Source organism: Francisella persica ATCC VR-331, from assembly GCF_001653955.1.
Classification (GTDB): domain Bacteria; phylum Pseudomonadota; class Gammaproteobacteria; order Francisellales; family Francisellaceae; genus Francisella; species Francisella persica.
Map to the genome: position 1 here is coordinate 632,957 of NZ_CP013022.1, position 22,218 is coordinate 655,174.

A 22,218-nucleotide genomic window follows, 5' to 3' on the forward strand; every position below is an offset into this window, starting at 1 on the left:
CAAGCGAAGAAAATGCAAAGTAAATTTATTGTAATAGAAGGCCTTGATGGTGCTGGTAAAAGTACAGCTATTAGCTTTGTTAGGAAATATTTAGAACAAAATAAACTAGCAGCAATTTATACTCGTGAACCAGGTGGAACTAAAATAGCTGAAGATTTAAGAAACTTGGTTCTACATAATAAATATGATGAAGAAATTCATTCGGATAGTGAGCTGTTAATGATTTATGCTGGAAGAGTGCAGCATTATAGAAGTCTTATCGCACCAGCTTTAGAAAAGGGTATTAATATAGTCTCAGATAGATTTTACTGGTCAAGTATGGCTTATCAAGGTGGTGGTCGTGGAGTTGAGCTAAGCAAGATTAGAGCTTTAAATGATAATTTCCTTAATGGTTGTGAGCCAGATTTAGTAATTTATCTTGATATTGATCCGATATTGGGATTACAAAGAGCTCAAAAGGTTGGTAGTCCTGATAGGATCGAAAAAGCTGGACTGGAATTTTTCAATAGAACCCGTAAAGTTTTCAAAGATCTTGTCAAAGAGTCAGATAATGCTATTGAAATTGATGCTACACAGCCTATCCAAGAAGTTGAAAAGCAAATATATCTATTATTGGATAAGCATTATCTTCAAATAGCTAGAAAGAATTATTATGAGTGAATATCTACAACAAATTGTTAAGTGTAGGACTTTTGCAATTATTTTCCACCCAAATGCTGGTAAAATGACAATTACAGAGAAAATGTTACTTTTTGGTAATGCTATCACAATCAGGTACTATTAAAGCCAAAAAAAACAGCGATATGCATGCTAATCTGATTGTATGGAAATGGAGAAACAAGGAGGAATTTCAATCACAACCTCGGTAATGTAATTTCCATATAATGGGCGTATTATAAATCTACTTGATACCCCAGCATGAGGATTTCTCCGGAGATACTTTATATAACATTTACTGTAGTAGATTCAGCATTAATGGTTGTTGATGCAGTTAAGGGTGTTGAAAGGACTATTAAGCTTATGAATGTTTGTCGTTTAATAGATACTCTAATTGTAACTTTTATGAATAAATTTGATTGAGATACTCTTGAGCTTTTAGATGAAGTTGAGAATATCATTAAGGTTAAAATGTGTACCGATGAATTGGCCAATTAGTATGGGTAAATATTTCAAAGGGGTTGATGATTTGTATAATGATGAAGTTACTCATATTTGAAACAAGTCACGGTCATGGGATAATCCATATAAGAAGATTAAAGATTTAGCAAATGATAAGGATGCGATAGGAAGGTCTTGAGATTGAAATTGATTTAGTGGTGGTGCAAGTCATGAATTTGATGAGCAGTCATTTTTATAGGGCAGTCTCACTCCAGTATATTTTGGTACTGAACTAATTAACTTTGGTGTCAAAGACATGATGGATGGTTTTACAAAATACGTTCCAGCACCACAACACAGCGAATCAAAAAGTTGTCGCCGCTGATGAGTAAAAGCTGATTGGTTTTGTATTTAAAAGACACAGGCGAATATGGATGAAAAACATTGCGATAGATTGCATTTTTTAGAACTTGTTCTATAGGTAAGTATGAAAAGGGTATGAAAATCTTTCATGAAAGAACAGATAAGCTGATGCAAATCTCAAAAGCGTTAACTTCCATGTCAGGTGAAAGAGAACAAGTAATAATGGTAGTATCCAGATTGGCGATAGTTTTATTCAAGTAGAAAAACTAAAATTCAAATGGATACCAAATTTTACTCCTGATATTTTTAAAAGAGTTAAATTAAATGATCCATTAAAAATGAAAGCATTACAAAAAAGTTTAGTGCAGTTATCAGAAGAAGGGCTACACAAGTTTTCAAACCTTTTAATATGGAATGATTTTATACTTGGGACTGTTGGTGTTTTACAGTTTGATGTGTTTGCATAGCATTTGGCATCAGAGTACAATGTCAAGTATTCGTATGAGGGAGTTAACGTTACTTTAGCGCGTTGGATTTTTTATAATGACGAGAATAAGCTCAATGAATTTTTATGATGGGCTGGGTACCTTACATATCTTGCGCCAACTAGGGTTAATTTACAGCTAGCACGAGAAAAAAATTAGATATCATTATTTAGTGTAACAAGAGAGCACTAGAATCATATGCTTTTAAACTAGAAAAATATGCTATAATTTTTTAGTCTTTGTTTATAATTTATTAGGGTGCTAAATGTTAAAAGGTATCAGTAAGGTTTTTGTAGCTGGGTTTGCATTAGCGATGGTAAGTCCAATGTTCTCGATGGAAATATATACTGTTAAGTCAAATGATTATCTATACAAAATTGCAAAAAATCACGCAGTAACAGGTGTAAGCACATCTGATATAACAGATGCTATTAAAGGTATCAATAAATCTGAGATACCAGGGATTATTGATAATAGGATAAAAATTGGTGATAAGCTTGCTATTCCAACTACAAAGGCTGAGGTTGAAGATGGTTTAACACTGATGAGAAATCATATAATTCAAAGCTCATATAAACAATCTAGCAGCGATACAACGTCACAACCTAGTTCATCTGCTACTAACCTTGGTGATAATACAGCAGTTGCTAATGATGCTGATGATAGTTCAACTCCAAGTATAGTAAGTCAAGATAAAATTCCGGTACTAATCACTAATTATGATAATAGTGCTCCAGAGACCTATAAAAGTAATAACCTAGATACTCAAATAAGCTCGGATAATATTCAAGAAACAGCTTCTTATGAGCAACACTCGACACAATCTTCGAATGCTTGGGGATCATTATTTAGGTTTATTATTTATGCCATGATATTAGCTGTAGTTGTTATTGTTGGTAAAAGATTTTGGGAAACTAGAAGTTCAAGAAAAGAGCAAGAACTTGAGCTCATATCAAAAAAGAAAAGAGATCATCTAATGTCGCGAATATCTCCAGTTGTTTCGGATAATGAGTTCTATAGATCTAATAAGGTTAATAATAGCCCACAAGAAGAATTTGATTTCTTTGAAACTGCAAAAATATCTAGACTACATACAGCTGCTATTGATGAAGAAACTCAATCACATCAACAATTTGAAGATGCTTTTGAGCGGTCTTCTCAGAATGAACAAGATTTATTTGCTGCAAGAGATAAAAATATTATTGTCAAAACTAAGAAAGGTGTGGTTTTTGAGACAAATACAGATGACACACTTATCAACCCTACAGACGATGATACTAAAGTTGAAGAAATAGATTCACAGCAGCAAGCAGAGCAAGAGCTACAGTACATAAATGAACTTATTGAGCAATTCTTAGATAGTGAAAAGTATGTTGAGGCTAGTATCACGATCCAGGATTCATTAGAAAAAGATCCAAATAATATTAATTTACGTTATAAGCTTTTAGAAGTCTATGCTCTTGCAGGTGATGAGATAGCTTTTGAAGGCGAGGTTCATTTTATTAAGTCTAAAAATATTGTCAGCATGTTTGATCCATTACATCAAAAAATTGCTAAACTTAGAGATAAATATTTTGAGTGATTATTTGCTTAATTAGTTTTTTTAGAGAGAAAGATGTTTTTCAGGAAAAAAAAGAATACAGAAATTGATTCAGTTAGAGAAAGAGTACAAGAACAAGAGAATAAAAAAGGGTTATTTCCCCGACTTCAAGCTGGTCTATCAAAAACAGCAAATAAGTTTGGTAGTGGCTTAAGTAATATACTTATGGGCCAAAAAATTGTTGATGAAGAGCTTTTAGAAGATATTGAGATGCAACTATTGACAGCAGATGTGGGTGTTGAAGCAACTGATGAGATAGTTGCGTACTTGCGCAATAAGGTTACTAGAAATGAGTTGCAAACAGCTGATAAGCTTAATCAAATAATCCAAGAAAAACTCACAGAAATAATTTTACATTGTGAGAAACCACTACAAGTTGATACACAAAGAACACCTTTTGTGATATTAATTGTAGGGGTTAATGGTGTTGGTAAAACGACAACAATAGGTAAACTCACAAAGAAATTACAGTCACAGGGCAAATCAGTAATTTTAGCTGCTGGTGATACTTTTAGAGCTGCTGCAGTCGAGCAGCTTTGCGAGTGGGGTAATAGAAATAATACTCAAGTTGTCTATCAACATGAAGGAGCAGATAGTGCTTCGGTTATATATGATGCTATAAGCTTAGCTAAATCAAAAGGAATAGATGTTGTGATTGCTGATACAGCAGGTAGATTACACAACAAAGATAATCTTATGCAGGAGCTTAAAAAAGTTGTTAAAGTTATCAAAAAAACTAATGAGACAGCACCACATGAAATTATGCTTATTGTTGATGCAACAACTGGTGGTAATGCGTTAAGCCAAGCAGAGGCATTTAATCAAATTGTCAACCTGACTGGTATAACAATTACTAAGCTTGATGGCACAGCAAAAGGCGGTATTGTGTTTTCAATTGCTAAAAAACTTGGTTTACCACTTAGATTTATAGGCGTAGGTGAAAAAATTGATGATCTACAAGTCTTTAATGCTAGGGATTTCACTAGTGCGTTATTTAGCTCTAATGACTAACGCTACAAACTAATTTCTGAAACTTAGCACTATATGAATATTTTTTGTTACAATATTGTTTATCTAAGTTATATAAAATATAAATATTCTAATGTCTAATTATGACTTTATCTTAGGATTAAATCCAGAGCAGCAAAAAGCAGCACTACTAGATGATCGTAATGCTTTGATTCTCGCTGGTGCTGGTAGTGGTAAAACAAAGGTTTTGACGTCACGCATAGCATATCTTTGTCGTGATAAGGGCATATCTATTGAAAATATTCTTGCCGTAACATTTACCAATAAAGCAGCAAAGGAGATCCAACAGCGTGTTGAAAAGATGCTAGGGATTTCTACATTTGGTATGTGGATAGGTACTTTTCATGGTATCGCACATAGGTTGTTGCGTAAACATGCCCATGAACTTGGCTTGGATAAAAACTTTAGGATACTTGATCAAGATGAGCAAGCACAATTGATCAAAAAAGTAATTAATAGCCTAGATCTTGATGATAAAAAATATACGCCTAAATTATTGCGGAATTTTATCAACAAACAAAAAGATAAAGCTATCCGTAGTAATAAGCTTGCTAAGCAATATGATGCTAATTTTAGTCATATTTATACTGCTTATGAAGAGAGGCTTCAGCTAGATAATGCTTTGGACTTTGCAGACTTGCTTTTACATCTTTATGAGCTTTTTTCTCTTAATCAAAAGCTTAGAGAATATTATCAAAACAAATTTAAATATATTTTGATTGATGAATTTCAGGACACTAATCATATTCAATACATGTGGCTAAAGTTACTTGTAACTGATAATAACTATATGATGGCAGTTGGAGACGATGATCAGTCAATATATGGTTGGCGTGGTGCTGTCGTGGATAATATCCATAACTATGTAAAAGATCTCAAAAATGTTGAGATTATAAAACTAGAGCAAAACTATCGTTCAACAAAAAATATCCTAAAAGTAGCTAATTCAGTAATCAAAAAAAATGATAATAGAATGTCAAAGGAACTGTGGTCAGCAGCTGAAGATGGCGAAAAGGTAGAGCTTTATTGCGCTGTTAATGAGCGTGATGAAGCAAAATATATTATAGATAAAATTCGCCAGCTACATAATGAAGATGTTGATTATAGCAATATAGCTATTTTATATCGTTCAAACTATTTATCGCGTGTCCTAGAGGAGAGTTTTATTTACGCAAGTATTCCATATAGGATTTATGGAGGTTTTAGATTTTTTGATAGAGCTGAGATTAAGGATGCTTTAGCATATCTAAGGTTAGCTGTTACCAGTAGTGATAATTTAGCATTTGAGAGAATTATTAATACACCAACGCGTGGAATTGGTAATAAGACGTTAGAGACAATTATAAATTATGCGCAAATTAATTCATTGTCATATTGGCAAGCTACGTTAGATGTTATCCAAAAAGAGCTTGTAACTAAAAGAACAGCAAGTTTGCTTTTACAGTTTATTGAATTAATTAATGATATTTCTGCACAAATAAGTCAATACAGCTTAGATAAACTCTTAGAATTAGTAATAAATCAAAGTGGTCTTTTAGCATCTTATCAAGAAAGAAATAGTGAAAAGGATCGCCAAAAGATTGATAACTTAAAAGAGTTAATAAGTGCTGCTAAAGATTTTGAGCCTCAAATAGAATTACTTGATGATAATACTGATATACTACAAGATTTTTTATCATTTGCTGTTTTAGAAGCCGGTGAAATGCAAGCGGATGAGACTACAGATAGTGTTCAGTTAATGACTATTCATGCCTCAAAAGGTTTAGAGTTTCGTTATGTGTTTTTAGTCGCTGCAGAAGAAGGTGTCTTTCCACCAAGTTCAATTGTTAACTCTGAAGAAGTATTTGATAATAAAAACTCTAAAAAAATGCAAGATAAGCTTGCTGAAGAGCGTCGCCTTTTTTATGTGGCAATAACAAGAGCTATGAAAGCCTTAACTATAAGTCATGCACAAGTACGCAATATATTTGGTCGTAGTAGTTTTCAGGTTAAGTCACGCTTTGTTGCAGAGATAGACTCTCAGCATCTTAATCAAGGTAAACTAGAATTTACAGCATCTAAGCTTAAAACCAAACAAAAAACAAATTTTGGAATGTCGCCTTTTGATTTTCTTAAATCAAATAATACTACTAATAGCTTTAAACCAGGTGATAAAGTATTTCATAAAATTTTTGGCAAAGGAGTATTTATAAAAGTGCAAGCACAAGGGACAAAAGAGTTTTATACTGTAGATTTTGGTGTAGATGTTGGTCAGAAAATACTGCTAGCAGATATCGCAAACTTAGTTAAGATTTAATATTTTTGACCATATTTTTCATAACGATAAACGCTAAAATTAAAATAACAATAAATGCTGGAATTATACTCGTATTTGCTTGAATATTAGAATGATCACCGCTATAACAATAGCTAAACCTGCACCACATTGACCAATCTCTATAACTAAAGTTATTCATATTGTAATAGCAATACCTACAGCAGCAAAACTTGGTGGACATATTAATTATTTAAGTAATACTAAACTAAAACTTGTGAGGCAGAAAATGTGCCAAATAAAAAAGCTATGATTATTGTATAATTTTTTATCGTTGAACCTATTACAAAAATATTTTTCTAAGAATACACTATAATGAGAAATTATAATGCTAATGTTTTGTGAGAATACTGCTGCTGCAAGGGTACTCAAAGATATTACCAAACTTGTGATAATCTGAAAATACTTTGACTCAAAGTTCTCTAAAGTTAGTTTTATTATAACAATAAAAGCAAATGATGAACCTAATCTTACTAAGAGTTTACCAAATAGAGCTAACTCATAACCACCTGAGACAAAAATTACATTATCAAACACCACACAATAAAGTAGCGCTAATAAGTACTTTTTACTGCCAAATCTATCAAGTAGTACTACAGCGTGGATTTGCATTAAAAGATAAGTAACGTTATAGCTTGATATTAAGAAAGAGAATATAATATGTGTTGATAAATGAAAATGCTCAACTATCTGTTATTTATATGTACCTGTTAGGGCCTTATAAGAATTTGTAGCAGTAAAAGCTAATACCAATAATTAGAATCAACGAAAGTTTAAATTTTTGCATCTTAAGAAGTATAAGTGAATAATTTCTATAACTTAATTTTTCGTTTTATAAAAAGTAATAAATTTCTATGATTCTAAAAAATAATTATTATGCAAAAAGCATATTTAATCTTGTGCTTTTTATTACCATTATATACTATAAATGTTATTACTGTTAATAGATACATATGAACAAGAGAGTACCAAAAAAAGGAGATCAGACAGCAAAACTTTCAAGAAGTTTTTAAGAAATGTTCATCATTAGTGCTGCAGATGGATTATGTTGGAGAAAATTTCTTACAGCGCTTCTATAAAAAAAATCTACAAATAAAGGAAATACAGATGCTATTGGATAGCTAGGCGTGATGTATTATATAATGGTGAATATGTTAAAAAAGATCAATTTAAAGGGATATAACTTATCAAGTATAGTAATGGTATGGAAAAATCATATAAATACTATGGTACCTTAATGCTTATGAAAAATATTTAGCAATTAAAAAATAAAAAGCATGTGGTTAAGAGTACATATATTTCTAGAGAATACATGTTCGTAAATTGGAGGAAAGTATCAGCGGTGTTATACTTTCCCTAGAGAAAAATGGCCTAACATATGTACTAATAAAGAGAACAATGTTTTATCAATAATTGATCAGGTGTTACGTTATGAGGAGAATAGTAACTTTGTTAAGAAAACTCTAAATATGGACATTTATTATATCCCGAAGGCTCTTTTTTAAAAAAGAAAAGTTAATAATATGTATTTAAGACGTATCGTGAATGGAATTCATGCACTAAAAAGCATATTTTTTATACAAAGCCATACTTGATATTTATTATGATATACTTAAAATAGTAAATTCAGAGAAGTATGTATGAAATTTGTTTGGGGTTGTATTTTTTAGTTAGTTTCTCAAGTGTTTATGTAGATAACAACTTCAACCATCGAACTGGTGTGTATTATATCACTGCTAATAATTTCTTTTATCGTCCAAGTAATGAAAGAGGTAATGAAGTTATTGATAGAGAAAATGCCTCAGAATTCTCAGATAGAATATCAGTTAGTTCTATTAATATTACTGATTCGCTTGTTTTTTTGATGCATATACAAGCTCAACTAGTCTGATAGCGCAAGGATAAATGGGCGATCTCAAAGATACAAAGTTTTATATACAAGAAACAAAATTAGTTAAAAAGTTATGGAATGGTAAACTTGAGCTTTATGGTGGAACAGTTTTAGGAGCAAATACATATCAGTTAAATAATATGAATTCAGCTTATGACCCTAGTTCTAGAATAATTGCTTTTGCAAGTGGACGTACAGATGCTAAATAATAATGTTTCAAGTAACTTTGGTTTATTGGTTGAAGGACAGTATAATCTTACAGGTGAAATAGCTGACAATACTGATATGTTTACTGGCTTTAATGGTGCACAATATAGCAATTTGACATTAGTAAAGACTGGCTTTGAGTGGAATTTTTAGTATAGATAAATAAACTTTTAGCATGGTATACTTAATTGATGGTTAAGGTATGTATAACTAATTGAAGTTGATAGTTAAGAAATTATTTATATTTACATATAAGGGCTTTTGGAGCATAATTTTGAAATATCAAAACACATTTTCAGTTACTCTATGCAAAAAGTTACTAAAGCCGGTTTTATTATATGGTTTATATGTGCATTCTTTTATGCTCTAGAATTTACCATTAGAGCATCAGGAAACTCTTTATATAATGATTTCTCGGTTGAACCATATAACCTTAGTCCTGAGCAAATCAGTGTATTAAGTTCAGCATTTTATTGGGCTTATGTAGCTTCTCAACTTCCAGCAGGAATCTTGATTGACAAATTTGGCGTAAAAAATATTATGCTAGTAAGTATTTTGCTGTTTTCTATTGGTGTTTTTATTGCTACAAGAGCGATATCGCAAGAGTATCTAATTGTATATAGAGTTTTAGCGGGTGTTGGTGGTGGTTTTGCATTTTTATCAGCATTGAAATCTATTGCAATATGGTTGCCAAAAAGAACATTTCCATTATTTACTGGTGCTACGCAAATGCTAATGTATGGTGCTGGTACCTTAACAGGCTTACCATTAGTTATTTTGGCAAATCATTTTAGTATCCAAGTGATTATGTCAGCGATATTAGTCGTTTCAATATTGCTATTTTTAAATGTGATATTCTTTATACCAGCAGTTGAACCACATAATCAAAAAGATTCTGATGAATTAGCAGATACACATACAAAGATAGAAAATATTCAGATTGTATTTAAAATTAAACAGATTCTGTTAAATGGTTTTTTCTGTTTTACTATTTATGGGACAACGGCTATTTTTGCTGATTTATGGAGCTATAGATTTTTAAATTTAGATGGATATTCGGTACATTATGCAGGTCTAGCTTCATCGATGATATTTGTTGGTATTGCTATATTTAGTCCACTTTGGGGCTTTATCGCGACACTTTTAAATAAGCAAAAATCTTTACTTACTTTAGCTTCAATCCTAGGTTTTTTTATAGTTATTGCTATTGTATATATGCATGTTAATCCAATAATAATGTGCATATTATGTATATTATGGGGTGGTATGCAAGCTGTGCATGTGCTTAACTTCACGATTTTGCGTATGCATATAAGCCCATTATATATCGCAACAGGTATCTCAGCTATAAATCTTTTTATCCCTCTTAGTGGTGCTATGTTACAGCCGTTTGTTGGTTTTGTTGTATCTCTATTAGAGAGTTATGGCTTTGAGCAGCTTATAGCATTTAAGTATGCTTTATTCATTTTGCCAGTATTAATGCTACTATCAATAATCTTATCTCTTTTTATTAAAGAGAAAAGAAACTAAAATACTCTTAACAATATACAATTTGTATTAATTTTTATAAGAAGGAATATATATTATGTCAAAAGATTTCATATTAGCTGTAGATCAAGGTACAACAAGTTCACGAGCAATTATTTTTGATAAAAAAGGTAATATAAAAAAGATTGCTCAAAAAGAATTTACACAAATATATCCTAAAAGTGGTTGGGTAGAGCATGATGCGATGGAAATATGGGGAACTCAAAGTGGTGTAATGCGTGAAGCACTGGAATTTGGTCGTATAAAGCCAGATCAAATTGCGGCGATAGGTATCACAAATCAGCGTGAAACAGTTGTGGTTTGGGAAAAAGAAACAGGAGATCCTATCTATAATGCTATAGTATGGCAATGTCGTCGTACTTCAAGTATTTGTGATGAAATCAAGCAAGATACTGAATTTGTCAAATATATAAAAGAAAGTACAGGCCTAGTTGTTGATGCATATTTCTCGGGCACTAAAGTAAAATGGATTTTAGATAATGTTGAAGGTGCTAGAGAAAAAGCTAATGCTGGCAAATTGCTAATGGGCACTATAGATACTTGGTTGATTTGGAATTTGACTCGCGGCAAAGTGCATGCAACAGACTATAGTAATGCTTCGCGCACAATGCTGTTTAATATTAACACCTTAAAATGGGATAAAAAAATTCTTGATTACTTAGATATTCCTAAGTCAATGTTGCCGCAGGTTAAAAACTCAAGTGAGGTTTTTGGGGTTACAGATAGTCATATTTTAGGTGATGCTGAGATTCCTATTGCAGGTGTTGCAGGAGATCAGCATGCGGCATTATTTGGTCATTGCTGTTTTGAAAAAGGTATGGCAAAAAATACTTATGGTACTGGTTGTTTTGCGCTAATGAATGTTGGTGATAAGCCAGTATTTTCTGACGCTGGGCTTTTGACAACTATTGCATGGGCAGAAAATGGTAAGCCAACTTATGCTTTAGAGGGTAGTGTCTTTATAGCTGGGGCTGTTATTCAGTGGATTCGTGATGGTTTAGGGTTGATACGTTCTGCTGAGGATAGTGAGTACTATGCTACTAAGATTAATTCCACAAATGGTGTATATTTAGTGCCAGCATTTGTTGGCTTGGGTACACCATATTGGGATATGTATGCTCGTGCTACTATAGTTGGTATTACTCGTGATACAAGGCGTGAGCATATTATTCGTGCAGCACTAGAGGCTATAGCATATCAGGCAAAAGATGTTTTAGAATGTATGAAAGAGGATACAGGACTTAATCTTGCTGGTTTGCGTGTTGATGGTGGCGCGGTACAAAATAACTTCCTAATGCAGTTTCAATCTGATATTTTACAGACTGAAATCTCAAAACCAAAAATAAATGAAATCACTGGTTTAGGAGCTGTTTTCCTAGCTGGTTTAGCAATAGGTTTTTGGAAAGACAAGCAGGAGTTGAAATCTATTCTTACAACTGAAAAAGTTTTTGAGCCGCAGAAAGACTCTAAAACTGTTGCTCATGATTATAAAGGTTGGAAAAAGGCAGTAGAAAGAAGTAAAGCATGGGTAGAATAAAAAATGTACAATAATTATGATATTATAATAATTGGTGGTGGCGCAACTGGCTTTGGTTGTGCTATTGAGGCGGTTTCTCGAGGTTACCAAACTCTACTTCTAGAATCGAGTGATTTTGGTAAAGGAACCTCTTCGAAGTCAACAAAATTGATTCATGGTGGTTTAAGATATTTAGAGAATTTTGACTTTGCTTTAGTTAAAGAAGGTCTTGAAGAGAGATTCTCTTTTTTACGTAATGCGCCACATCTGACACATAAACAATCTTATCTTATTCCAATGTGTAGCTGTTTTGAGACTATTAAATATACTATTGGTGTTAAGCTCTATGAGTTTTTATCAGGTAAATATAAGATTGGCAAAAGTTATAATCTAAATAAACAACAAACACTTAAAGAGCTCCCTAATATAGATGCCGCAAAACTAAAAAAAAGCTTAGTTTATTATGATGGACAGTTTGATGATACTCGCCTTTTGATCTCTTTGATGAAAACTTTTGAGGCAAATGGTGGTACAGCGCTTAATTATCATCAAGTTGAAAAAATATATAGCTCAACTAATTCAAAATTAGATACTGTTAAGGTTATTGATGTTTTAAACGGTGAATATAAAGAATTCATAGCTAAACATATAATCAATGCTACAGGTACATTTAGTGATAAAACTATAAGTCTGGCAAGTCAGCAAGATGCACATAACTATGTTTCTGTCGCACAGGGAACTCATATTGTTTTTGCTAGGGATAAGTTTCCAACTAAACATGCGATTTTGATACCTGAGACTAATGATGGTCGCGTATTGTTTATCTTGCCATGGCATAATCACCTAATAGTTGGTACTACTGATATTAAAAAAGAAGCACCAAGTCTTGAGCCGAAAGCTGATAAATCGGAGATAGACTTTATATTAGAGACTTTCAACCAATATGCTAAAGACAAAGCAACTATTGCAGATATTAAGTCAGTTTACTGTGGCCAGCGTCCTTTATTAGCTCCAAGAAAAGCTAAAAATTCTGCGAAAATATCGCGTAAGCATGAAATTTTTGAGTCAAAAGATGGCTTAATTACAGTTGTTGGAGGTAAGTGGACTATTTTTAGAAGAATGGGTCAAGATACTATTGATTATATTGAAACTAAGAAAATTGCGCTAAAACCCTCGAAAACTTCAGACCAATTACTTATTGACGCTATCGAACCTAAAGAAAGTTATCCACTAAAAGTTTATGGCAAAAATGCTGAAGATATCAAAAATATTCAAAATGAGCTTAATAATTTTGAACTTTTAGCTAGAGGTTTGCCATACTATCAAGCAGAGGTTATATATCACGTTAGACATGAAAAAGCTAAAACTGTTGAAGATGTCCTTGCACGTCGAACTAGAGCAGCATTTTTGGATATCAAAGCAAGTATTGATGCTGCGCCAATAGTAGCTGAGCTTATGGCAAAAGAGCTTGGTAAAGATCAAGCTTGGCAAAACCAGCAAATTGAAAGTTTCATAGAGTTTTCTAAAAACTTTAATGTTGAAGAGTTGTATAAGTAGAGGAAGTTTATGTTAACAGCATGTATTGCAGAAGTAATAGGCACAATGTTACTTATCATTTTAGGTAATGGTGTTGTTGCTGGTATAGTTTTGAATAAGACAAAAGCACATAATGGTGGCTGGATAGTTATTACATTTGCTTGGGGTCTTGCTGTTTTTATTGGTGTGTTAGTTGCTGGACCAATTAGTGGTGCGCATATGAATCCTGCTGTGACATTAGCTCTAGCTCTTGCGGGTAAGTTTTCATTGGCTTGGGTGTTACCATTTATCATAAGCCAGATTATAGGAGCTATGCTTGGCCAACTATTAGTGTGGATTATGTATTACCCTCATTATTCAGCTACTGATAATCCTGAGCTAAAACTAGCAACTTGCTGTACATCACCGGCAATTAAGCATTTACCAGCAAATTTTGCCAGTGAAGTAATTGGAACATTTATTCTAGTTTTAGCCGTTTTGACTATGCATGGGGTTGTTGTTCAAGTTGGTAATAATAATATAATTAAAGCCTATCCAATTGATATGGGAGCTTTAGGAGGTATTCCTGTGGCATTTGTGGTTGTTGCAATTGGGATGTCTTTAGGTGGAACTACAGGTTATGCAATCAATCCAGCTAGAGATTTTGGTCCAAGACTATTTCATGCTATTATGCCAATACAAGGAAAAGGTCCTTCACAATGGAGTTATGCTTGGATACCAGTAGTTGGCCCTGTGTGTGGAAGTGTAATTGCTACAGCTTTTTATCTATTGCTAAAGGTAGAGGGGGTTTTTTTGGAGTAATGTGTGAAATAACTTTTATACCGCTATTGGCAGATGATGTTATGAGGTTGTTTATTTCTTTTATTTTATTCTTATGTTGCGTGATTCTAAGTTATATTTTTGCTAGGAAAAAGCCTTGGGATATTGCTTTTTGGATTTGTTTTTCGATATTTTTATTTAGCTTATGTGGTTATGGTTATGGTTATGGTTATGTTATTCATCATATCTATCTAGAAAATACTTTTTCGTATGATGGTTTTATTTCTGGAGCTGCTTTTATAACAGTTTGTGGACTGTTATTTTCAAGAAGAAGGTATATCGATTTTGCTGATACCTTTGTAAGTAAAAATACAGCTATTTTATTTGCAACTTTTCTCGTTTTTGCTTTTATTTATATTTTAACGATAAGATATAATTTAGGTTATGTTAAAGAGCCTCATCGGTTTTTTATAGATGCATTACAGATAGTTATTTATCCTTTGTTATTATTGTTTGCTATCTCAGCTTTTTTATATAGATTTGCCATATGTTTATCTGCGTTTGCTGTAAGTATGGCTTTATTTATAATAGAAAATATTTTGTTTATAGTTCATGCTATAGCTACTCAGCATCAATATGATATAGCATTTGAAGAGTTATCATTTGCGATTATATCGATAGTCTTAAGTACTATATCGATAGTCTTAAGTACCATATCGGTGTATATGCTTACTAGAGCAAAAAGGATATATAAGGAAAATAAAGATGTTTGATAAGGTAATTAGTAGTAGTTCATTTTTTGTTAACCTTTTGGTTGCGGTTGTTATTTTATTTGTTGGCCTCTGGGTATCTAAACATATAAAGTCTTTTGTGTATGGCTTGTTGAAAAAATATGACAAAACAGTATCACAATTTTTAGCTAGTCTAGTTTATACAATATTTTTAGTGCTTGTGGTTGTGATTGCTATGGCGAAGTTGGGTGTGCCAATATCCCCTATTACAGGTGTTCTAACTGGTATAGTTTTTGGTATTTCAATGTCACTAAAGACGTCTTATAATACTATTGCCTCTGGTATCATGTTGGCATTTAGTAAGCCTTTTGAGGTTGGTGAAAAAGTCGATTTGGGTGGTGTTAAAGGTACTGTTAAATCAATAGGTTTTTTATATACTAAGCTTGATGATAGCGATGGTAATGAAATTGTAATCTTAAATAATATTGTTATGTCTAAAGTAATTACTAGGTTTACTCAAGTAGATAAATAATGCACAAAAGTTTTCTTTCTTCAGAGAAAACTTTCTATTTACATAATGGTCAAAAGATAGTTCTCAACTAGCAACAATTAGAAGCGGTAACTTAAAATAAATGAATTTCTCAAAAGTGAAGATTGTTATTTTTTATTATCAGGTTTTGCTGGTACTGGCAAACTACTATGGTAAAAAAATCTAGATGAATATCATAAAAAAGTTATAGTATATGCTCATTCTACACGTAAAGCCAATACTGTTATATCACAAGCAACAGCTACACAAGGTTATACTATTAACTCATTGTTAAGTTTGCAACCAGACATGAATTTAGAAGATTTTAATCCAAATGGATCCAGTTTTGGACAGATCAAAAAAAGCTACTATCAGAAACTATAAATCTTGTTGTCATAGATTAAGCAAGTATGGTAAATGCAGTGCTCTTCGAGTCTAAAATAGCTACAAGCTAACACAGTTGATGCGTCATGCAAGTAATAATTCATTAGCACCATTAGTTAACAACTTCACCAACTCAATGATGAATGCCCAGAATTTAATTTTAAAGCAAACTCTTTTAAGTAAAGCAGCCAGAGGGAATGCTTTTTGTGCATTCAAACCAACCGTGAGCAATTAATCGAAGTATTTGGTTCTAGTTACGCAAAAAACTGATCTAAATTATGCTAAATTGATAGCTTGGCGTAATAAAATTATGATGCAATTAAATCGAATAACAGAGATTTGGTGTTTGGTGAGTTTGTAAGACTTGTTGAAAAAGGTGATATATTGATAGATGATCGAGCGATAAAAGCTAATTCAAAAGAAGCCTTTCTGATAAATAACTGTATAGATTATAAAGGTGGTTGATGTATCTGAAAATCAAAAGAACACAAATAGAGAAAGCAAAAATTATTTAAGGGTTTCGATGAGAAAGATATTTTTGTGATAGATTCTCAAGATGAAGCTAATTTGCGTGACTATGAAGAAATACATGATAGCTTATTGGCAATTGCAAGATCTTATAAATTATTAAATACATAAAGAATTTCGTAGAAATAACCTATTATTGATTGATATTGATAGCTACTATTATAGTAGACCTAGATCTAAGAACAATTTAATTAAAAATGATCTTGATATGGTTTTGGTGTTACAGGACATAAGGCGCAAGGTTCAATGTATAATAAGTATAATAAGGTATTTGTACTACTAAAGGATATTCAGTTAAATACAAATATCAGTGAAAGAAATCAGATTCTTTATGTTGCAATGATTAGAGCAAAAAATATTATCAATATTTTTATAAAAAGTTTGTACATTACTTTACATTTTATATTTAGGCATAGTAAGATAAGGACAGTTTTTTTGTAAAACGCTATTGTATATATGGAAAGTAAACAATAATGTAAAAAAGCTTGATTTTTAGTCAAATAAACTTTATAATTTACCTAAAAGTTTTAGGGAGGGGTTCCCGAGTGGCCAAAGGGATCAGACTGTAAATCTGACGGCTCAGCCTTCGCAGGTTCGAATCCTGCTCCCTCCACCATGCGGGTGTAGTTCAGTGGTAGAACTTCGGCCTTCCAAGCCGATAGCGTGGGTTCGATTCCCATCATCCGCTCCACCTAAGCTGGTTTTGTAATATATAAGCTCGCATGGCTCAGGTGGTAGAGCACTCCCTTGGTAAGGGAGAGGTCACCAGTTCAAGTCTGGTTGTGAGCACCATGTTTGAAGTTTTTTTGTTTTTTGTTGAAAAAAAATGGAGTAAAAAATGGCTAAAGAAAAATTTGAGCGTTCGAAGCCGCATGTGAACGTAGGTACAATCGGTCACGTTGACCATGGTAAGACTACTCTTACAGCAGCTATTACAAAAGTTATGGCTGAGAAAAACGGTGGTTCAGCACGTAACTTTGATGAGATTGATAGTGCACCAGAAGAAAAAGCGCGTGGTATTACTATCAATACTTCTCACGTTGAGTATGAGTCTCCTAATAGACACTACGCTCACGTTGACTGTCCAGGTCACGCTGACTATGTCAAGAATATGATTACTGGTGCTGCTCAGATGGATGGTGCTATTCTTGTATGCTCTGCTGCTGATGGTCCTATGCCTCAAACTCGTGAGCATATACTACTTTCTCGCCAGGTTGGCGTACCTAAGATCGTTGTTTTCTTAAACAAGTGTGACATGGTAGATGACGAAGAATTATTGGAGTTAGTTGAGATGGAAGTTCGTGAGCTTCTTGATCAGTACGAATTCCCTGGTGACGATACTCCAGTAGTTATGGGTTCTGCGCTTAAAGCTATTGAAGGTGAAGAGCAATATGTTGAAAAGATTGTTGAGTTAGTTCAAGCTATGGATGACTATATACCAGCTCCAGAGCGTGATACTGAGAAGCCATTTATTCTTCCAATTGAAGATGTATTCTCAATATCTGGCCGTGGTACTGTTGTAACAGGTCGTATTGAGCGTGGTGTTATAAACGTTGGTGATGAAGTTGAAGTTGTTGGTATCCGTCCAACTCAAAAAACTACTGTAACTGGTGTTGAAATGTTCCGTAAGCTTCTAGATAGAGGGGAAGCTGGTGATAATGTTGGTATCCTAGTTCGTGGTCTTAAGAGAGATGACGTTGAGCGAGGACAAGTATTATGTAAGCCAGGTTCAATTAAGCCACATACTAAGTTTGAAGCTGAAGTTTATGTATTATCTAAAGAAGAAGGTGGTAGACATACTCCTTTTTTCAAAGGGTATAGACCGCAGTTCTACTTCCGTACTACAGACATTACTGGAGCAGTTGGTCTTCCAGAGGGTGTAGAAATGGTTATGCCTGGTGATAACGTTAAGATGACTATTACTCTAATCAATCCAATCGCTATGGACGAAGGTTTACGTTTTGCAATCCGTGAGGGTGGTAGGACAGTAGGTGCTGGTGTTGTTGCTAGAATTATTGAGTAATTGATAGTTACTGGTATTTAGGTCAGTAGTTCAATTTGGTAGAGCAACGGTCTCCAAAACCGTAAGATGGGGGTTCGAGTCCCTCCTGGCCTGCCACATAATTAAGGCGGTGTTGTGATTTTTGCAGCATCGCTTTTTTATTTCTTGATATTATATCCTCTGTGTGTTACTTTATAGACTACATTTATTAATTTCTCTATATATAATTGCTTTCTTAAAGGATTTGTTTGTGAAAAAAAATCAAGGTTTTAATAATAACAAAATATGGATAAGTGGGGCTACAAAGACCACTGAAGTTAAGAAAATCTCTAAATCTAATAATCTAATGTTATGGTTTGCTGTGGTGGCAATCATTGTTTTAGGTGTTGCTGTTACAATGTATTCGGATGTTTTAGGTGATAATTATAGTACTTATAATACATCTTTAGCAGTGGTTGTTGTGTTACTTGCTATTGTTGTGGCTAGGTTTACAAACCAGGGACGTAGTTTCTGGGCATTTTTCCAAGCTTCAAAACTTGAATTGGCAAAAGTTGTGTGGCTTACACGTAAGGAGACAATAACTATCTCTGCGATGGTGATAGTTGTGGTAATGATTTTTGCGCTGATAATATCTTTATTTGGTGTTATATTTGAAAATTTTGTTCAGTATTTTCTGGGTTAATAAAGGGATATAAATATATGCTTTGGTATGTTGTGCAGGTGCGCTCAGGTTACGAAAAGAGAGTCAAAACTCAGCTTGAAGAAAATATAGAAATAGCTGGATTGAAAAATAGCTTTGGTAGGATTCTTGTTCCTACTGAAAATGTGGTTGAGATGAAAGGTGGTCAAAAGCGTAAGAGTGAAAGAAAATATTTTCCAGGTTATGTTTTGATTGAAGCAGATCTAACTACTGATGCTTGGAACCTTGTTAAATCAGTTATACATGTTTTAACAGTAGTTGGTTCTAATGGTAAGCCAATACCTTTGAGTAAACTAGAGGTAGAAAGAATACTTGGATTTGTCGAAGGAAATAAATCTACTGTAGAACCAAGATTAAGAAAAACTTATCATGTTGGTGAGGTTGTGCGAGTTCTAGAAGGACCATTTAACGACTTTACTGGTGTTATTGAAGAGGTTAACTATGAGAAGTCAAGATTAAGGGTTGCAGTGTCTATTTTTGGTAGATCTACACCTGTTGAACTTGAGTTTTCACAAGTTGAAAAAGAATCTTAGTATTAAACTAAGATATTGGGGAGCTTATATTGGTTTATAAGTGCTATTAACCTAAATTTGGAGTAAAAAAATGGCTAAGAAGAAAATTGAAGCTATTATTAAGCTGCAAGTTGCAGCAGGAAAGGCTAATCCAAGTCCACCAATTGGACCAGCGTTAGGTCAACACGGTGTGAATATTATGGGATTCTGTAAGGAGTTTAATGCTAAGACACAAGGTATGGAGCCAGGTATGCCGATACCGGTAGAAATATCTGTATATAGTGATCGTAGCTTTACATTTGAAATGAAAACACCACCTGCTTCTTACTTAATTAAGAAAGCAGTTAATGTAAAATCAGGTTCATCAAAACCTTCTAAAGAGTTTGTTGGTACTATAACTCGTGCGCAATTAGAAGAGATTGCAAAAGTTAAAGATCCTGATCTAACAGCTGTTAATTTAGATGCTGCTGTAAGAATTATTGCTGGTTCTGCTCGTAGTATGGGCGTAAAAGTAGAAGGGGTTTAATGATGGCTAAAGTTTCAAAAAGAATGAAAAAAATCTCGGCAAAAATTAATGCTGAGAAAAAGTATCCAGTATCAGAAGCTTTTGATATTTTAAGAGAAGTTTCTTCTGTCAAGTTTGTTGAGTCTATAGATGTATCTGTAGCTCTTGGTGTAGATCCACGTAAATCTGATCAGGTTGTAAGAGGGGCTTCAGTTCTTCCTAATGGAACTGGTAGAACTGTTAGAGTAGCAGTTTTTGCAAAAGGTCCTGCAGCTGATGCAGCAAAAGCAGCTGGTGCTGATGTTGTTGGTATGGAAGATTTAGCTGATGAAATTAAAAAAGGTAATATGGATTTTGATGTTGTAATTGCTTCTCCAGATTCTATGAGAGTGGTTGGACAACTAGGTCAAATTCTTGGTCCAAAAGGCCTTATGCCAAACCCTAAGATTGGTACTGTAACTATGGATGTTACTAAGGCTGTAACTGATGCTAAAGCAGGCCAGATTAGATATAGAGTTGACAAGGCTGGTATAATTCATGCTACAATCGGAAAAATTAACTTTACTAGTGATGCACTTAAGCAAAACTTAGAGCAGTTATTAACTGATCTGGAAAAAGCTAAGCCAGCAGTATCTAAGGGTGTTTATCTGAAAAAAGTTTCTGTATCTAGTACAATGGGGCCGGGAATAAATGTTGACTTTTCAGATTTGAACATATAAAATGCTGCCTTGCAATTTCTTTGGGTTGTATGTAAATGCAACGATCAAAGACCGTAGGAGCCAAGCTTGCTTGGCTTAATAATTATCCTACGCAGACGATGTTGACAACCTTCTTGGTCTAAATATCGTGTTAATTAAATAAAGTGTGGACAATATAATAAGGAGTCGATATGGCACTTAGAATAGAGGATAAAAAAGCAATTGTTGCTGAAGTTGCTGAACAAGTGTCCTCAGCATTGTCTGCAGCAGTAGCAGACTACCGTGGTTTGACTGTTAATGAAATGACTTCATTAAGAAAGCAAGCTCGCGAGTCTGGAGTTTATTTAAGAGTTGTGCGTAACAACTTAGCACGTTTAGCAATTAAAGGAACTGAATTAGAGTGTCTTGCTGATGCTCTTAAAGGTCCTCTTGTTCTTGCTCTTTCTATTGATGAGCCAGGTGCAGCAGCTAAGCTATTTAAAAACTTCCAAAAAGATCATAATGCTTTTGAAGTTAAGAATTTAGTGATGTCTGGTGAACTGTTTGGTCCTGAAAAGTTAGATGACTTTGCTAAGCTTCCTAATAGGGAAGAGGCACTTGCTACATTACTTAATGTTATGCAAGCACCAGTTACTAAGTTTGTTAGTACTCTTAATGAGATTCCGTCTCAGGCGGTACGAGTATTTGCTGCTGTTGGGGATAGTAAATAATTGCACTGGCTTATTAGAAAGCTAAAAAAGAATTAATTGTTAAATAAATAGGAGTTATAAAATGGCTATAACAAAAGAAGATATCTTAAATGCTGTTGCTGAAATGAGCGTTATGGATGTATGTGAATTAGTTAAAATGATGGAAGATAAGTTTGGTGTTTCCGCCGCAGCTGCTGTTACTGTTGCTGCTGGCCCAGTTGTCGGTCCAGCTGAAGTTGCTGAAGAGAAAACTGAGTTTGACGTTGTTTTAGTTGATGCTGGTTCAAACAAAATTGCTGCTATTAAAGCAGTAAGAGGTGCAACTGGTCTAGGTCTTAAAGAAGCTAAAGATGCTGTAGAAGGTACTCCTTTCACAATTAAAGAAGCTGCTTCTAAAGAAGAAGCGGAAGCTCTTAAAAAGCAACTTGAAGAAGCTGGCGCTAAAGTTGAGCTTAAATAGTAAAATTCTAAACTATAATAGTTTTTAGGAATTTATGACTAGTGGTCAGTTTCGGCCCCTAGTCTTTCTAGTATTGAAAGATACATAGATGTTGGTGCAAATATAGTCATATTTGCTTTTTATTTTGTGTAAAC

General features: G+C 33.5%; 18 protein-coding genes, 4 tRNA genes and 3 pseudogenes. 24 read left to right on the forward strand and 1 reads right to left on the reverse strand.

Going from position 1 to position 22,218, the window contains the following annotated elements; all coding sequences use genetic code 11:
• Positions 1-12: 12 nt before the first annotated feature.
• The 5 genes and pseudogenes from tmk (at position 13) to FSC845_RS02970 (ending at position 6,871) form a co-directional block, all read left to right on the forward strand.
• Complete coding sequence (gene tmk, locus FSC845_RS02950; protein WP_064460667.1) at positions 13-660, forward strand: dTMP kinase; 648 nt, start codon at positions 13-15, stop codon at positions 658-660.
• Positions 653-2,105 (forward strand): annotated as a pseudogene (locus FSC845_RS02955) (peptide chain release factor 3). The gene tmk and the pseudogene FSC845_RS02955 overlap by 8 nt, the downstream one beginning before the upstream one ends.
• A 106-nt stretch (positions 2,106-2,211) precedes the next feature.
• Positions 2,212-3,528 carry a LysM peptidoglycan-binding domain-containing protein gene (locus FSC845_RS02960; RefSeq protein WP_064460668.1) on the forward strand — a complete coding sequence of 439 codons (1,317 nt, stop codon included), beginning with the start codon at positions 2,212-2,214 and terminating at the stop codon, positions 3,526-3,528.
• Between the two features lie 33 nt (positions 3,529-3,561).
• On the forward strand, positions 3,562-4,557 hold the full coding sequence (gene ftsY / locus FSC845_RS02965) for a signal recognition particle-docking protein FtsY (RefSeq protein ID WP_064460669.1): 996 nt from the start codon (positions 3,562-3,564) through the stop codon (positions 4,555-4,557).
• 91 nt (positions 4,558-4,648) lie between these two features.
• Positions 4,649-6,871 (forward strand): UvrD-helicase domain-containing protein, encoded by a 2,223-nt coding sequence (locus tag FSC845_RS02970; protein WP_064460670.1) that lies wholly within the window; start codon positions 4,649-4,651, stop codon positions 6,869-6,871.
• On the opposite strand, the pseudogene FSC845_RS02975 reads toward FSC845_RS02970, so the two are convergent.
• Positions 6,861-7,676, reverse strand: a pseudogene (locus tag FSC845_RS02975) (hypothetical protein). The gene FSC845_RS02970 and the pseudogene FSC845_RS02975 overlap by 11 nt on opposite strands.
• 849 nt (positions 7,677-8,525) lie before the next feature.
• On the opposite strand from FSC845_RS02975, the pseudogene FSC845_RS02980 reads away from it, so the two are divergent.
• From FSC845_RS02980 to rplL, 19 genes and pseudogenes are all read left to right on the forward strand, one after another.
• Positions 8,526-9,140, forward strand: a pseudogene (locus FSC845_RS02980) (hypothetical protein).
• 153 nt (positions 9,141-9,293) lie between these two features.
• Positions 9,294-10,517 carry an MFS transporter gene (locus FSC845_RS02985; RefSeq protein WP_064460671.1) on the forward strand — a complete coding sequence of 408 codons (1,224 nt, stop codon included), beginning with the start codon at positions 9,294-9,296 and terminating at the stop codon, positions 10,515-10,517.
• 55 nt (positions 10,518-10,572) lie between these two features.
• Positions 10,573-12,072, forward strand: a complete 1,500-nt coding sequence (gene glpK, locus FSC845_RS02990) for a glycerol kinase GlpK (protein ID WP_064460672.1) — start codon at positions 10,573-10,575, stop codon at positions 12,070-12,072.
• A 3-nt stretch (positions 12,073-12,075) separates the two neighbouring features.
• Positions 12,076-13,608 carry a glycerol-3-phosphate dehydrogenase/oxidase gene (locus FSC845_RS02995; RefSeq protein ID WP_064460673.1) on the forward strand — a complete coding sequence of 511 codons (1,533 nt, stop codon included), beginning with the start codon at positions 12,076-12,078 and terminating at the stop codon, positions 13,606-13,608.
• Positions 13,609-13,617: 9 nt separating this feature from the next.
• Entirely contained in the window at positions 13,618-14,388 is a 771-nt protein-coding gene (locus tag FSC845_RS03000) for an MIP/aquaporin family protein (RefSeq protein ID WP_064460674.1), read from the forward strand.
• The gene (locus tag FSC845_RS03005; RefSeq protein WP_064460675.1) at positions 14,388-15,119 is read left to right on the forward strand and encodes a hypothetical protein; all 732 of its coding nucleotides are present in this window, start codon (positions 14,388-14,390) and stop codon (positions 15,117-15,119) included. Before FSC845_RS03000 ends, FSC845_RS03005 begins: the two co-directional genes overlap by 1 nt.
• The gene (locus tag FSC845_RS03010; protein ID WP_064460676.1) at positions 15,112-15,609 is read left to right on the forward strand and encodes a mechanosensitive ion channel domain-containing protein; all 498 of its coding nucleotides are present in this window, start codon (positions 15,112-15,114) and stop codon (positions 15,607-15,609) included. The genes FSC845_RS03005 and FSC845_RS03010 overlap by 8 nt, the downstream gene beginning before the upstream one ends.
• A 723-nt stretch (positions 15,610-16,332) precedes the next feature.
• Positions 16,333-16,455, forward strand: coding sequence for a hypothetical protein (locus tag FSC845_RS09990; RefSeq protein ID WP_257719640.1), 123 nt, complete (start codon positions 16,333-16,335; stop codon positions 16,453-16,455).
• A gap of 594 nt (positions 16,456-17,049) precedes the next feature.
• Positions 17,050-17,134: transfer RNA gene (locus FSC845_RS03015), tRNA-Tyr, on the forward strand.
• A gap of 1 nt (position 17,135) precedes the next feature.
• Positions 17,136-17,209: transfer RNA gene (locus tag FSC845_RS03020), tRNA-Gly, on the forward strand.
• A gap of 25 nt (positions 17,210-17,234) precedes the next feature.
• A tRNA-Thr gene (locus FSC845_RS03025) sits at positions 17,235-17,310 on the forward strand.
• Positions 17,311-17,356: 46 nt separating this feature from the next.
• Positions 17,357-18,541 (forward strand): elongation factor Tu, encoded by a 1,185-nt coding sequence (tuf, locus tag FSC845_RS03030; RefSeq protein WP_064460677.1) that lies wholly within the window; start codon positions 17,357-17,359, stop codon positions 18,539-18,541.
• Between the two features lie 19 nt (positions 18,542-18,560).
• Positions 18,561-18,637 (forward strand) — tRNA-Trp (locus tag FSC845_RS03035).
• Between the two features lie 94 nt (positions 18,638-18,731).
• Positions 18,732-19,202 (forward strand): preprotein translocase subunit SecE, encoded by a 471-nt coding sequence (gene secE / locus FSC845_RS03040; RefSeq protein WP_144416531.1) that lies wholly within the window; start codon positions 18,732-18,734, stop codon positions 19,200-19,202.
• Between the two features lie 17 nt (positions 19,203-19,219).
• The gene (nusG, locus tag FSC845_RS03045; RefSeq protein WP_064460679.1) at positions 19,220-19,753 is read left to right on the forward strand and encodes a transcription termination/antitermination protein NusG; all 534 of its coding nucleotides are present in this window, start codon (positions 19,220-19,222) and stop codon (positions 19,751-19,753) included.
• Positions 19,754-19,823: 70 nt separating this feature from the next.
• Positions 19,824-20,258 (forward strand): 50S ribosomal protein L11, encoded by a 435-nt coding sequence (rplK, locus tag FSC845_RS03050; RefSeq protein ID WP_064460680.1) that lies wholly within the window; start codon positions 19,824-19,826, stop codon positions 20,256-20,258.
• Between the two features lie 2 nt (positions 20,259-20,260).
• Positions 20,261-20,956 carry a 50S ribosomal protein L1 gene (gene rplA / locus FSC845_RS03055; RefSeq protein WP_064461712.1) on the forward strand — a complete coding sequence of 232 codons (696 nt, stop codon included), beginning with the start codon at positions 20,261-20,263 and terminating at the stop codon, positions 20,954-20,956.
• Between the two features lie 170 nt (positions 20,957-21,126).
• Positions 21,127-21,645: a 50S ribosomal protein L10 gene (rplJ, locus tag FSC845_RS03060; RefSeq protein ID WP_064460681.1), complete on the forward strand. Its 519-nt coding sequence runs from the start codon at positions 21,127-21,129 to the stop codon at positions 21,643-21,645.
• Positions 21,646-21,706: 61 nt separating this feature from the next.
• A complete protein-coding gene (gene rplL / locus FSC845_RS03065) occupies positions 21,707-22,084 on the forward strand; it encodes a 50S ribosomal protein L7/L12 (RefSeq protein ID WP_064460682.1) in 378 nt (125 codons plus the stop codon).
• Positions 22,085-22,218 lie beyond the last annotated feature (134 nt).